The organism is Myroides sp. C15-4 (assembly GCF_050522745.1).
Classification (GTDB): Bacteria; Bacteroidota; Bacteroidia; order Flavobacteriales; family Flavobacteriaceae; genus Flavobacterium.
Genome location: NZ_JBMVQX010000001.1, coordinates 151,464 through 164,948 on the forward strand (window position 1 = coordinate 151,464; position 13,485 = coordinate 164,948).

A 13,485-nucleotide genomic window follows, 5' to 3' on the forward strand; every position below is an offset into this window, starting at 1 on the left:
ACTAGATCATGGCAAAAGATATTAAATTCGACATTGAAGCACGTGAAGGTTTAAAACGTGGTGTTGACGCTTTAGCAAATGCTGTTAAAGTAACTTTAGGTCCAAAAGGACGCAATGTAATCATTGGAAAATCATTCGGAGCTCCTACTGTAACAAAAGACGGAGTTTCTGTAGCAAAAGAAGTTGAACTCGAAGACGCACTTGAAAACATGGGTGCTCAAATGGTGAAAGAAGTAGCTTCTAAAACAAATGACTTAGCTGGAGACGGAACAACAACTGCTACGGTATTAGCACAAGCAATCGTAAAAGAAGGGTTGAAAAACGTAGCCGCTGGAGCAAATCCAATGGACTTAAAACGCGGGATGGACAAAGCAGTTGAAGTAATTGTAAGTCACTTAAAAGACCAAGCACAAGAAGTAGGTGGATCAATGGATAAAATCCAACAAATCGCATCTATTTCAGCAAATAACGACGAATTTATCGGTGAATTAATTGCGCAAGCATTTGAAAAAGTAGGTAAAGAAGGCGTAATCACTGTTGAAGAAGCAAAAGGAACAGAAACATTCGTTGATGTAGTAGAAGGAATGCAATTTGACAGAGGATATTTATCTCCTTATTTCGTAACTAATTCTGAAAAAATGGAAGTGGAACTAGATTCTCCTTACATTTTATTATACGACAAAAAAGTATCTTCTCTAAAAGAATTACTTCCAGTATTAGAGCCTGTTGCTCAATCTGGAAAACCACTTTTAATTATTGCTGAAGATGTAGACGGAGAAGCGTTATCTACTTTAGTAGTAAATAAATTAAGAGGAGCTTTGAAAATTGCTGCTGTAAAAGCACCAGGATTCGGAGACAGAAGAAAAGCCATGTTAGAAGATATCGCTATCTTAACAGGTGGTGTGGTAATCTCTGAAGAGCAAGGATATACATTAGAAAATACAACATTAGAGATGTTGGGTACGTGTAAACGCGTAAGCATTGATAAAGACAATACGACAATCGTTAGCGGAAGTGGCGAGTCAGATATGATTCAAAACCGTGTAAACCAAATCAAAGCGCAGATGGAAACAACAACCTCTGACTATGATAAAGAAAAATTACAAGAGCGCTTAGCTAAATTAGCTGGTGGTGTAGCTGTTCTTTATGTTGGTGCTGCTACGGAAGTAGAGATGAAAGAGAAAAAAGACAGAGTTGACGATGCTTTACACGCTACTAGAGCGGCAATCGAAGAAGGAATTGTTGCAGGTGGTGGAGTTGCTCTACTACGCGCTAAAGCAAACTTAAACACGATTCAAGCGGTTAACGCTGACGAAGAAACAGGAATCCAAATCATCGCTAAAGCAATTGAAGCTCCATTGAGAACAATTGTTGAAAACGCAGGTTTAGAAGGTTCTGTAGTAGTAGCCAAAGTATTAGAAGGAAGTAACAACTTCGGATACAACGCAAAAACAAACGAATACATCGATATGCTACAAGCGGGTGTAATCGATCCGAAAAAAGTAACACGAGTTGCTTTAGAAAATGCAGCTTCGGTTGCTGGTATGATTCTTATCACGGAATGTGCTTTAGTCGATATTAAAGACGAAAACAGTGGTGGTATGCCAATGGGCGGAGGAATGCCAGGAATGATGTAATAAAATCGCACATTTTATAGTTGAGTGGCTTGGATGTAATGTTCAAGCCACTTTTTTTGAACGCTTAGGAACAAAAACATAAAAAGCCAAAGGAAAATTCCTTTGGCTTTTTATGTAACTATACGAGTCGAATGTCATTCGCCTCACAAACTAGTTGGAAGTAATCTCTTTTAATTGCGCAATTGTTGCTTTTGGATCCGTCGACTTAAATACAAAATTTCCTGCTACTAAAGCTTCTGCACCTGCATCAACCAAAGCTTTTGCGTTTTTGTCATTGACTCCTCCGTCGATTTCAATGATCGTCTTCGCTCCTTTGGCGTCGATCATTGCTTTCAACCTGCGTACTTTATCATAGGTATTCTCAATAAAGCTTTGACCTCCAAAACCAGGATTCACGCTCATAATCAACACCAAATCCAAATCTTGAATGATATCTTCTAGAACCGAAACAGGTGTATGCGGATTTAACGCTACTCCTGCTTGCATGCCTTCCGCTTTAATCGCCTGGATAGTGCGGTGTAAATGCGTACAAGCTTCATAGTGTACGGTTAAAATATCCGCGCCCAATTCTTTAAAGGTTTTGATGTAACGATCAGGATCTACAATCATCAAATGCACATCTAATACTTTATTTGCGCTTCTGTGCTTATTAATTGCCTCCAAAACGGGCATCCCAAAAGAAATATTTGGTACAAAAACACCGTCCATGATATCGATGTGAAACCACTCTGCTTGACTGTCGTTCATCATTTCGATGTCGCGTTGTAGATTAGCAAAATCCGCTGCCAAAACTGATGGCGCAATCTTAATATTTTTCATACTCTTGTGTTGTTTGTACAAAGATAAAAAAAATCTCAAGAGGAATGTCCACTTGAGATTTCATAACTTGTTTTATTGTGCTTTTATTGTCGCTTCAAAAAGTTCAGCAAAGTACTTGATAATTTTTGCGCGTACTTCGTCTTCATCTACATGATCCACTCCAAGTTCCACATGTAAAGAGGTTACCCCTTTTCCGCGAATCCCACAGGGAATAATATTGTCAAAATATCCGAGGTCAGAATTGACATTTAAGGCAAAACCATGCATGGTTACCCAACGCGAAGCCCGTACTCCCATTGCACAAATCTTTCTAGCAAAAGGAGTTCCCGCATCAAGCCAAACCCCTGTTTCCCCCTCACTTCTACCCGATTCAATACCATAATCTTTTAATACGAGGATCATCGTCTCCTCCAACAAACGCAAGTACTTGTGGATATCTGTAAAGAAATTTTCTAAATCTAAGATCGGATATCCTACAATTTGCCCAGGTCCGTGGTATGTAATATCTCCCCCTCTATTAATTTTGTAAAAAGTAGCTCCCTTTTCTTTTAATTGCGCCTCATTTAGCAACAAGTTTTCCATGTGTCCGCTTTTTCCTAAGGTATAGACATGGGGATGTTCTACAAATAAAAAGTAATTCGGTGTTAGTTCTTCTGTTTCCTCTCGTCTATTTTTAATTTTAATATCTAAAACAGACTGAAAAAGTTCTTCTTGATACGTCCATGTATCGTTATAATCTTTTTCTCCTAAATCAATTAGCGTTACTTCTTTATTCATCATTTTAAAGCTTAACGGTTATATTTTGGATTATTAAGAATAACTAAAGCACCAATCACACCAGGAATCCATCCCGCAAGGGTCAATAACAATACAATCAATATCGATCCACATCCTTTATCATATACAGCGATAGGAGGAAAAATAATCGATAGAATAACTCTCCAAATACTCATAATCACCAATTTATAAAAGACAAATTTCGTCATTTTTTTAGGAATAACTTCTATAAATTCAGTTAAAGCCACATCAAGAATCCCTACTAAAGCATCAAATGACTAATTAACTGACATTTGGCTAGATACAAATGCCCCTAATTTTTAAAGATTAACTATATTTGCACTTTATAAATTAATTCATAATTCACAATTATTATGCAACTTTCAGAACAAGAAATCATCAGAAGAGAGAAGCTCGCAAAATTGCAAGAGCTTGGTGTGAATCCTTATCCTGCTAACTTATTTCCAGTTAACCATACTTCCAAGCAGATAAAGAACGGTTTTGAAGAAGGTAAGAAGGTAATTGTGGCAGGGAGATTAATGTCTTCCCGTATTCAAGGAAAAGCTTCTTTTGCAACGATTCAAGATAGCGAAGGAAAAATTCAACTATACATCAACCGAGATGAACTTTGTCCAGGTGAGAACAAAGATCTATATAACGAAGTCTACAAAAAACTAATTGACCTAGGGGATATCATCGGTATCGAAGGGGAGTTATTTACCACACAAGTAGGAGAAAAAACCGTTCGTGTAAAAGGACTTTCCCTATTGAGTAAATCACTACGTCCATTACCGTTACCTAAAACTGATGCCGAAGGAAATACCTTTGACGCCTTTACTGATCCAGAATTGCGTTACAGAATGCGTTATGTAGATTTAGTTGTTAACCCTTCAATCAAGGAAACGTTTATTAAACGCACGAAATTATTTAACGCGATGCGTCAGTTCTTCAACGAATCTGGCTATATGGAGGTTGAAACACCTGTATTACAGTCTATCCCTGGTGGAGCTGCTGCACGTCCGTTCATGACTCATCACAATGCGCTGGACATTCCATTATATTTGCGTATCGCCAACGAATTGTACTTAAAACGCTTAATCGTAGGTGGTTTTGATGGCGTTTATGAGTTTGCTAAAAACTTCCGTAACGAAGGAATGGATCGTACGCATAACCCTGAATTTACCGTAATGGAAATCTATGTAGCCTACAAAGACTACAACTGGATGATGGACTTCACAGAGCGCTTATTAGAGCATTGTGCGATTGCAGTAAACGGTTCTTCTAAAGCTATTTTTGGTGAACACGAGATTGACTTTAAAGCACCATACAAGCGCATCACCATGGCAGACTCGATTAAAGAGTTTACTGGTTTTGACATCACAGGTAAATCAGAGGACGAAATTCGCCAAGCTGCTTTAGGCATGGGAATTCCCGTAGATGAAACCATGGGGAAAGGAAAACTGATTGACGAGATTTTCGGTGAAAAATGTGAAGGAAATTATATCCAACCCACGTTTATCACAGATTATCCAAAAGAGATGTCACCTTTAACTAAAGCACACCGCGATAATCCTGAATTAACCGAGCGTTTTGAGTTGATGGTTTGTGGAAAAGAGATTGCTAATGCTTATTCCGAGTTAAATGATCCAATTGACCAAAGAGAGCGTTTTGAGGCTCAAATGGCGTTAGCTGATCGCGGAGATGATGAAGCAATGTTTATCGACCAAGATTTCCTACGCGCTTTAGAATACGGAATGCCACCTACTTCGGGAATGGGAATTGGAATGGATCGTTTAGCCATGTTCTTAACCAATAATCCATCAATCCAAGAAGTATTGTTCTTCCCTCAAATGAGACCAGAAAAAACAACTCCTACGGTAGAATTATCGGACGAAGAGAAAATCATCATCCAAATTCTGACGAACAACGAAAATAAAGTGGAGTTAGGTTCATTAAAAGAACAAGCCGCTTTAAGTGGTAAGAAATGGGATAAAGCCATGAAAGGGCTATCTTCTCATAACTTAACGAAAGTCGTAACAGAAGACGAAATCAAATATGTTGTTTATCAACACTAAAAAAAAGGATGCGATCGATCGCATCCTTTTTTTATTTATTGAATAAAAAAGCACTGCCTGGGCAGTGCTTTTTCTATTATCCTAAATACGTTTTTAGTATTTTACTTCTCGATGTATGTTTTAAACGACGGATTGCTTTTTCTTTAATCTGACGAACGCGTTCTCTCGTTAAGTCAAAAGTTTCTCCTATTTCTTCTAGGGTCATTGGGTGTTGATCTCCTAAACCAAAATACAAACGAACTACATCTGCCTCTCTAGGAGTCAAGGTTTCTAATGCTCTTTCAATTTCAGTACGCAGGGATTCGTGAATCAACTCACGGTCTGGATTTGGTGATTCTCCTGAACGCAATACGTCATATAAATTTGAATCCTCTCCTTCTACTAAAGGCGCATCCATTGATAAGTGACGACCCGAGTTTTTCATACTCTCTTTCACATCGTTTACAGTCATGTCCAATTCAACCGCAATTTCTTCTGCTGAAGGTGGACGCTCATTTGACTGTTCTAACAAGGCGTACATTTTATTAATTTTATTAATCGAACCAATTTTGTTTAATGGTAAACGTACAATTCTCGATTGCTCAGCTAAAGCGGATAAAATAGATTGTCTAATCCACCAAACTGCGTAAGAAATAAATTTAAATCCACGAGTCTCATCAAAACGCTGTGCTGCTTTGATCAAACCTAAATTTCCTTCATTAATTAAATCCGGAAGGGTCAATCCTTGATTTTGGTACTGTTTTGCTACCGAAACCACGAATCTCAAGTTTGCTTTAGTCAATTTTTCTAAAGCTCTTTGATCACCTGCTTTAATTCGCTGCGCTAATTCTACCTCTTCATCTGCAGTAATCAAATCTACTTTACCAATCTCTTGCAAATACTTATCTAGTGAAGCGGTTTCACGATTCGTAACTTGCTTGGTAATTTTAAGTTGTCTCATATTATTTTACTCCTTATTTGTCTTTGTTCTTATGGTCTACACTAGTTATACGTACGCTTCATTCAAAAAGTTACAATATTTGAAAAAATAATTTTTTTCATAGTTCTATTTGAAAATTGAAAAGCCTTAAAAACTAGGTTTTCAAGGCTTTAAAAGTAATAAGACTGATTGCTATTTATCAAGCGAATTAGTAATAATTCGTCTTACTCAGTTCTTTTTCGTCTACTTCCACTTCATCTAAGTAACGCTCTAAACTATCATCCAATTCTTTCATCCATACTGTATGATGCTCTTCTGCTGTAACCTCAGTCATAACAGAGGTATACACCTGATCGCGATAACCTAAGATATTCTCTTCTTTAGAATCTAACCAAGTTTTAAACATCTCAGCCACTTTATCAATATTAAATGTGGGATAATCGGTCAGATTAATTAACTCTTTAATATAAGCTGTTTGAAAATCAACATGGTCATTCCCTGTTTCTGTTCGCTCTTCGCCAGCTAACCATTTAGCGATATCTGCTTCCCGTTCATCTTTAGTAGGTAAAGCAATACGGCCCAACATATAATCTCTAGCAAACCACGCTTGAGCATCAAACATATTAAATGTATAGTATTGATCCTGCATACCTAAGAAAATCAAACGTTCGTTTTCATTAAAGATCACACCTTTATACAAGTTGTCTGGATACAAACAATTTTTTGTTTTTAATCGCAAATTATCAGGCAGAAAAGGAAACTTATGTTGATAACCCGTACACAATACAACAGCGTCGTATGCTTTTGTTGTACCATCTTTAAAGAAAGCCGTATTTCCTTCAAAATGCGTAACAATTGGTTTCTCTTCGATTCCCTTTGGCCATTTTACGCCTATAGGATTCGTACGATAGGAAATGGTTACGGATTTACTTCCGTGTTTGAAACACTGTACCCCAATATCTTCAGCAGAATAACTACTTCCGATTAACAAGATGTCTTTGTCAATGAATTGATCCGCTCCACGGAAGTCATGGGCATGCATAACGGTACCTGGAAAATTGTCAATTCCTTTAAAATAGGGCATATTTGGTGTTGAGAAGTGGCCTGTACCCACCACGAGATAGTCAAAAAACTCTTCAAATGTTTCATTTTTAACCAAGTCATCAAAGATAACGCGAAACTGCTTCTTGTCTTCTAAATAATCCACCCAACGCGCGACGGTATTAAACTTAATATAATCTCTTGCATTACTTTGTTTAATGCGTCCTTCAATATAATCAAAGAGAACTTCACGTGGTGGATAAGAAGATATTGGTTGCTTAAAATGTTCCATAAAAGTGTAATCGGCGAACTCTAAACACTCCTTGGGGCCATTGGACCAAAGGTATTTATACATACTTCCATGTAAAGGCTCTCCGTATTTTCCTACACCTGTACGCCAAGTATAGTTCCACATGCCACCCCAATTATCCTGTTTTTCATAACATTTAATTTCTGGTATGGGATTACCCTTTTTCTGTTCTGATTCAAAAGCTCTTAACATAGCAAGTCCACTTGGTCCTGCGCCAATAATTCCTACTTTAAAATTAGTCATTATATACTACTATTTTAGGCCCCTAAATTTCTGTCGAAATGGAGCTAATTAATAAACGATATTTTCGATTTCCTCAAAAAAAGAATCATTTCACAGATTCTTTACAGACACTCCTGCGGAGTGATTTGATAGGTTGTACGTTGTACGACCTAGTTATAGGAGAACCAGAGGGGTTCTTACTAGACGCAAGAGAGAGATTCTCTTTGCGATACTGCCTATTTTAAAGCAATTTTTCACAATCGCTTTACAGCTGATATAGCAAATATAAGCATTTTTTTAGACATGACCAAACTTGACTTTTAATAACTAGCTAATAATCAATTGGTCTATTCTGAAAACGTTTCTTTTTCCCTTATAAAAAAGAAGATCATTCGTGTAGTTAAAACGAGACGATGAATATATCCAAGCTAACCGCCCAACTTTTTCAACTACGTTCTAGGGGAAGTGTTTTGGTCATTACGACCTTTATGCCACCGTCGCGTGTTTGAGAAAACAGAATTTAGAGCTATCGCGTATTCAGTACTCTTTATGAGCTGTTATACCTCCGACTAGTACAACTGTAGTTCGCTTACCCCTGGCATGGTTTGTCCTCGTATACAAAAAAGTTATTTAAAGACCAGTGTTGATTCCCGCTGTTTTAGTACTGAAAACCTTGCTGTCCCTCCTTGCTTTTTTTACATAAAAAAAGCAGTGTACTCACTGCTTTTCTTTTTATTCTACGGTATATTTTCCTTGCTTATCTTTTAAAACAGCATACATCTTTTGATACGTTTGTACATCAGTTTGCAATCTCACACCTTCTCGGATTAAGTAGCCCGCCATCACTTCGAGCTCTGTTTTTTCTTTATTACTGATAAAATCACTGTGCATGGAGGTGGTAGAATCAAAGGGAATGGCTTGCAAGCGCTGCATGACAACTTCAACGACATCGGCCCCTACTGCAATGTCTTTTGCCTTTGCAATACTCGCAGCTTCAGAAACCAGTGCGTGAATAGCAGTAGGGTGATCGCGCATGACTACCCCAAAGGAGCAGTTGTAATAAGCGGTAGCGACCGCTGAGGAAGAAACTAAAATATACTTCTCCCAAACTTCACGTGCAATCTCTTGCGTACAAATTGACTGAATCCCAGCTACTTTCAATAGCGTATCTACTTGTAACATGCGATCCGTTACTCCCTCTGTTCGTCCAAATACAATTTTTTGTCTCCCACTGGGGTTGTCAATCACCCCAGGTTCTTTTAAACGAGAAACCATATAGGTACATCCCTGCCATACTTCAGCTTCCAATTGCTGATCTAGCTTCTCAAATGCTTCAACACCATTCAATAAAGGCAAAATAATGGTGTTTTTAGACACGATTGCTTTTAAATCAATAATTACCTCATCCAAATCGTATTCCTTTGTACAGAGCAAGATAACATCCATCTCACCCAAATCCTGAATGCGTTCTACTACTTGTGTAGGTTTTCCAACAACCGTAGTCCCTTTGGATTGTACAGTTAATCCAGTTCCTTTGATCTTAGCACCATGTGCTCCTCGAGCCACAAAATGAATAGCCACTTGGGCATCCCCTTCAAAATGATGCGCTAATAAGCCTCCATAAAATCCTCCTACTCCTCCTAGCCCTATAATTCCTATATTCATGATGATTAGTTAACGGTTGACAGTTTAGTTTGTCTAAAATAAAACATTTTTTCTTAGTCCACCTATTTTACCTTGTACTAATACTATGCGTACTTGCGGTATTACATTTGCCGTAAACGGTGAACAGCTAACCGTAAACAAAAAAACACCTCAATTGAGGTGTTTTTTATCTTATTTTTTTTCTTCTCGTTTTGCTCCTTGAGCACCTTCTGGCTTGTTGTTACCTTCTGGTTTATTTTCTCTTGGAGGGCGTGGCATCAATGCTTTTCTAGAAACTTTTGGTTTTTTCGTTTTCGGATCAACACCCATGTATTTCACTTCTAACTCATCGCCAATCTTCAATACATCTGCTGGATTTTCGATGCGTTTCCAATCGAATTCAGACACGTGAAGTAAGGTTTCTTTTCCAGGTACAAATTCTACTACTGCACCAAAGTCAAGCATTTTTACTACTTTCACTTTGTACACTTCTCCTTCCACTGGAGAGAAGATTGTGTTGCTAATAGAAGCTAATGCACGGTCCATACCTGCTGCATCTGTACCTAATACTTCGATTACACCAAAGTCACCTTCTTCGTTAATCACGATAGTTGTACCTGTATCTGCTTGAAGGGCTTGAATATTTTTACCTCCAGGTCCGATAACTGCACCGATAAAATCTTTAGGGATAGTAACTGTAACAATTTTTGGCGCTTTCGGTTTAACTGTTGCATTTGGAACAGCGATCGTTTCTTCTAATAATCCTAGGATATGAAGACGTCCATCAAGCGCTTGTTTCAACGCTTGTTCCATAATTTCATAAGCTAATCCATCAATTTTGATATCCATTTGACAAGCTGTGATACCGTCTTTTGTACCTGTAACTTTAAAGTCCATATCTCCTAAGTGATCTTCATCACCTAAAATATCAGACAAGACAGCCCAACGACCTGTTTTTGAATCTGAGATTAATCCCATAGCAATACCAGAAACTGGTTTTGTAATTTGGATACCTGCATCCATTAAGGCTAATGTACCAGCACAAACTGTTGCCATCGAAGACGAACCGTTTGACTCTAATACTTCAGACACTAAACGGATAGTATAAGGACAATCAGCAGGGATCATGTTTTTCAACGCACGTTGTGCCAAGTTACCATGACCTACTTCTCTACGTGATGTACCTCTTAATGGTTTTGCTTCACCTGTTGAGAATGGAGGGAAGTTATAGTGTAAGTAAAAACGCTCTTCTCCTTGCTCACTTGGTAAATCAATAATATTCGCATCTCTTGATGTACCTAATGTTACTGTTGCTAACGCTTGCGTTTCACCACGTGTAAAGATAGAGGATCCATGAACAGACGGCAAGTAATCTACTTCACTCCAAATAGGACGAATTTCTGTAGTCTTACGTCCGTCAAGACGAATATTTTGATCTAAGATCAGGTTTCGTACTGCTTCTTTTTGTGTTTTCTTGAAGTACGTGCTGATTAATTCTGCTTTTTCTTCTAAATCTTCTTCAGAGAATAAGGCTTTAACTTCTTCGTAAACTTCATCGAATTTCTCACCACGCTCACTCTTTGCACTTGCATGAGAAGCGATTTCGTACAATTTAGCGTAAGCTGCCTCGTGAACGATTTTTTCTACCTCAGCATCTGTTGGTTCAGCTTCGTACTCACGGAATGTAAGTCCTAATGCTGCGCGCATTTTTTCTTGTGCTTCAATTTGAACTTTGATGGCATCATGTGCAAATTTAATTGCATCAATCATTTCTTGTTCAGAAATTTCTCTCATTTCACCTTCTACCATACAAACAGAGTCTTTCGAAGCACCGATCATCATGTCTAAATCGGAAGCATCTAACTGCTCTCTAGATGGGTTGATAATAAATTGTCCGTCTACACGTCCAACTCTAACCTCAGAGATTGAATTGTAAAAAGGAATATCTGACACAGCTAAGGCTGCAGAAGCAGCTAAACCAGCTAATGCATCAGGCATTACATTTTCGTCATGTGACATTAATTGAATCATCACTTGTGTTTCAGCATGGTAGTCATCTGGGAACAATGGACGTAAACAACGGTCAACTAGACGCATTGTTAATACTTCTTGGTCACTCGGACGCGCTTCACGCTTAAAAAAGCCTCCTGGAAAACGTCCAGCAGCAGCGAATTTTTCTCTGTAATCTACAGTTAAAGGAAGGAAGTCCACACCAGGGTTAGCTGTTCTCGCAGAAACTGCTGTAGCTAAAAGCATACAGTCTCCCATACGAACAACAACAGATCCATCTGCTTGTTTCGCTAATTTCCCAGTTTCGATTGAGATGCTACGTCCATCTCCTAAATCGATAATTTCTTTGGTTACCTTAGGAATCATAATAATTTAATACTTTAGGGTTTCTGTCTCTCCGAAGAGAGACGTAAAATGTGTTGTGTGTGTTGTGTTGTGTGTTGTGTAGTATATGAAACCCAATGAAAAACCAGATCTAACTCTGCTAAAGGCAAAAAAACAAAAAGAGGCGCGCAGGCACCTCTTTCCTATATTGATTATTTTCTAATACCCAATACTTTAATGATCTCACGATATCTGTTAATCTCAGTTTTCTTTAAGTAGTCAAGAAGTCTTCTTCTTTTACCTACTAAAAGAACTAATGAACGCTCCGTGTTGTAATCTTTACGATTTCTTTTCAAGTGCTCAGTTAAGTGAGAGATTCTGTAAGTGAACAAAGCAATTTGTCCTTCTGCAGATCCTGTGTTTGCAGCTACACCTCCGTGTTGTTGGAAGATCTCAGCCTTTTTTTCTTTTGTTAAATACATGCCAATATTCTTTAATGATTTTTATGTACGAATTCTAGTGTTCTAAAATTCAATTGCAAAGGTAATTTTATTTTTTAAATCTACATCACAGTTCACGATTTATTTTAAAAAAAATAATAATCTCCTCACAGGCAATTATTTATACATATAAAGAAGCGATGGACGCATTAAGCGTTTCCAAGAATGCTTGGTCCTCTATTGTGAAGGCATTCAACGTATGTGAATCAATGTCCAACTGCCCAATATTCTTTCCCGCAACGAATAAAGGTACGACAATTTCAGATTTTACCGTCAGGCTACAAGCAATGTAATTGGTTTGAGCCGTGACATCTTCTACCAAAAAGGTTTGATTACTTTCTGCCACTTGCCCACAGATTCCCTTTCCGAAAGGAATAAGTGTATGATCCGTTGCTTCTCCTTTATATGGACCTAAGTGCAATACGCGTTTTTCAGTATCTGCAAAATAAAACCCTACCCAATCATAGTGAGCTATGCGCTTTTCCAATACCTCGCAAATGAGTTGTAATTTTTCTGTCACTGTGGCTTCACTAGCTATAATTTGTTGGGCTTCTGCTAATAGTGTTTGATATATCGTTTGCATCTTGTTTTGTTTTTAGTCACCAAAGATAAGGGATTCCTTCTAGGCATTTTTTCTTTTTTCAGGCCTATATTTTATACAAAAAACTTTCTATCCTGTCAAAATAGTGCTTTTTTTCTTATTTTTGTTTCATGCTAAAGAAACAACTTGTCAGTATGCTATTTTTATTGATCTTCCTATTCTCGAATATTGGATGGTCAATGAGTGTGCACTATTGTCAAGGCGAAGCGCATTACAGTCCGCTGCGTTATACGCATACCCATCAAGCACATCAGGAAACAGGATGCATGATGGAAGCAGAAATGAAAGCAGAAGAGCAACACGAAGAAAAGTCTTGTTGTTCCACTCAAAAACCTGTTCAACAACCCGTAAAGAAATTTGCAGATAAAAAATGTTGCCAAGATGAGTTGATTAAATCCAATCCATCAGATCACAACATTCAACAGGTTTATGCTCCTCATTTCGATTTTATCTTACCTGACTACAGCTGGACAACACTTACTACGCCATGGGCGTACGTTCCTACTCAGAAACAGGAAACACTAGCTTATTACTTGGAGGCCAATGCCCCTCCACTCTATCAACTCTATTGTCGCTTAGTCTTTTACGCCTAAATTTTGTTTTACA

Annotated in this window: 12 protein-coding genes; 3 read left to right on the forward strand and 9 right to left on the reverse strand. The window is 38.0% G+C overall.

Features of this window, described 5'->3' with window-relative positions:
• Positions 1-8 precede the first annotated feature (8 nt).
• Complete coding sequence (gene groL, locus ACPDHL_RS00750; protein WP_430530900.1) at positions 9-1,637, forward strand: chaperonin GroEL; 1,629 nt, start codon at positions 9-11, stop codon at positions 1,635-1,637.
• A gap of 150 nt (positions 1,638-1,787) precedes the next feature.
• Here the strand turns inward: groL and rpe are convergent, their stop codons facing one another.
• The 3 genes from rpe to ACPDHL_RS00765 form a co-directional block, all read right to left on the reverse strand.
• Entirely contained in the window at positions 1,788-2,456 is a 669-nt protein-coding gene (gene rpe, locus ACPDHL_RS00755; protein ID WP_430530901.1) for a ribulose-phosphate 3-epimerase, read from the reverse strand.
• Between the two features lie 72 nt (positions 2,457-2,528).
• Entirely contained in the window at positions 2,529-3,233 is a 705-nt protein-coding gene (gene lipB / locus ACPDHL_RS00760; protein ID WP_430530902.1) for a lipoyl(octanoyl) transferase LipB, read from the reverse strand.
• Between the two features lie 11 nt (positions 3,234-3,244).
• On the reverse strand, positions 3,245-3,409 hold the full coding sequence (locus ACPDHL_RS00765) for a YqaE/Pmp3 family membrane protein (RefSeq protein WP_413511451.1): 165 nt from the start codon (positions 3,407-3,409) through the stop codon (positions 3,245-3,247).
• A gap of 198 nt (positions 3,410-3,607) precedes the next feature.
• Here ACPDHL_RS00765 and lysS point away from each other — a divergent pair, with 198 nt between their 5' ends.
• Positions 3,608-5,308 carry a lysine--tRNA ligase gene (lysS, locus tag ACPDHL_RS00770; RefSeq protein WP_430530903.1) on the forward strand — a complete coding sequence of 567 codons (1,701 nt, stop codon included), beginning with the start codon at positions 3,608-3,610 and terminating at the stop codon, positions 5,306-5,308.
• A gap of 76 nt (positions 5,309-5,384) precedes the next feature.
• Here the strand turns inward: lysS and ACPDHL_RS00775 are convergent, their stop codons facing one another.
• From ACPDHL_RS00775 to ACPDHL_RS00800, 6 genes are all read right to left on the reverse strand, one after another.
• Positions 5,385-6,248: a sigma-70 family RNA polymerase sigma factor gene (locus tag ACPDHL_RS00775; RefSeq protein WP_002987652.1), complete on the reverse strand. Its 864-nt coding sequence runs from the start codon at positions 6,246-6,248 to the stop codon at positions 5,385-5,387.
• A 187-nt stretch (positions 6,249-6,435) separates the two neighbouring features.
• Positions 6,436-7,821, reverse strand: coding sequence for an NAD(P)-binding domain-containing protein (locus tag ACPDHL_RS00780; protein ID WP_430530904.1), 1,386 nt, complete (start codon positions 7,819-7,821; stop codon positions 6,436-6,438).
• A gap of 711 nt (positions 7,822-8,532) precedes the next feature.
• Complete coding sequence (locus tag ACPDHL_RS00785) at positions 8,533-9,465, reverse strand: ketopantoate reductase family protein (protein ID WP_430530905.1); 933 nt, start codon at positions 9,463-9,465, stop codon at positions 8,533-8,535.
• A 171-nt stretch (positions 9,466-9,636) separates the two neighbouring features.
• Positions 9,637-11,820, reverse strand: a complete 2,184-nt coding sequence (locus tag ACPDHL_RS00790) for a polyribonucleotide nucleotidyltransferase (RefSeq protein WP_430530906.1) — start codon at positions 11,818-11,820, stop codon at positions 9,637-9,639.
• Positions 11,821-11,990: 170 nt separating this feature from the next.
• The gene (gene rpsO / locus ACPDHL_RS00795; protein ID WP_002987657.1) at positions 11,991-12,260 is read right to left on the reverse strand and encodes a 30S ribosomal protein S15; all 270 of its coding nucleotides are present in this window, start codon (positions 12,258-12,260) and stop codon (positions 11,991-11,993) included.
• Between the two features lie 139 nt (positions 12,261-12,399).
• Positions 12,400-12,861 carry a GAF domain-containing protein gene (locus ACPDHL_RS00800; RefSeq protein ID WP_430530907.1) on the reverse strand — a complete coding sequence of 154 codons (462 nt, stop codon included), beginning with the start codon at positions 12,859-12,861 and terminating at the stop codon, positions 12,400-12,402.
• Between the two features lie 128 nt (positions 12,862-12,989).
• On the opposite strand from ACPDHL_RS00800, the gene ACPDHL_RS00805 reads away from it, so the two are divergent.
• A complete protein-coding gene (locus tag ACPDHL_RS00805) occupies positions 12,990-13,472 on the forward strand; it encodes an HYC_CC_PP family protein (RefSeq protein ID WP_430530908.1) in 483 nt (160 codons plus the stop codon).
• Positions 13,473-13,485: the final 13 nt, after the last annotated feature.

Bases quoted from the DNA above. Each gene is read 5' to 3' on its own strand.
- lysS (WP_430530903.1), top strand. From the start codon at position 3,608: ATGCAACTTTCAGAACAAGAAATCATCAGAAGAGAGAAGCTCGCAAAA.
- ACPDHL_RS00780 (WP_430530904.1), bottom strand. From the start codon at position 7,821: ATGACTAATTTTAAAGTAGGAATTATTGGCGCAGGACCAAGTGGACTT.
- rpsO (WP_002987657.1), bottom strand. From the start codon at position 12,260: ATGTATTTAACAAAAGAAAAAAAGGCTGAGATCTTCCAACAACACGGA.
- ACPDHL_RS00775 (WP_002987652.1), bottom strand. From the start codon at position 6,248: ATGAGACAACTTAAAATTACCAAGCAAGTTACGAATCGTGAAACCGCT.
- ACPDHL_RS00785 (WP_430530905.1), bottom strand. From the start codon at position 9,465: ATGAATATAGGAATTATAGGGCTAGGAGGAGTAGGAGGATTTTATGGA.
- ACPDHL_RS00805 (WP_430530908.1), top strand. From the start codon at position 12,990: ATGCTAAAGAAACAACTTGTCAGTATGCTATTTTTATTGATCTTCCTA.
- ACPDHL_RS00790 (WP_430530906.1), bottom strand. From the start codon at position 11,820: ATGATTCCTAAGGTAACCAAAGAAATTATCGATTTAGGAGATGGACGT.
- lipB (WP_430530902.1), bottom strand. From the start codon at position 3,233: ATGAATAAAGAAGTAACGCTAATTGATTTAGGAGAAAAAGATTATAAC.
- groL (WP_430530900.1), top strand. From the start codon at position 9: ATGGCAAAAGATATTAAATTCGACATTGAAGCACGTGAAGGTTTAAAA.
- ACPDHL_RS00765 (WP_413511451.1), bottom strand. From the start codon at position 3,409: ATGAGTATTTGGAGAGTTATTCTATCGATTATTTTTCCTCCTATCGCT.
- rpe (WP_430530901.1), bottom strand. From the start codon at position 2,456: ATGAAAAATATTAAGATTGCGCCATCAGTTTTGGCAGCGGATTTTGCT.
- ACPDHL_RS00800 (WP_430530907.1), bottom strand. From the start codon at position 12,861: ATGCAAACGATATATCAAACACTATTAGCAGAAGCCCAACAAATTATA.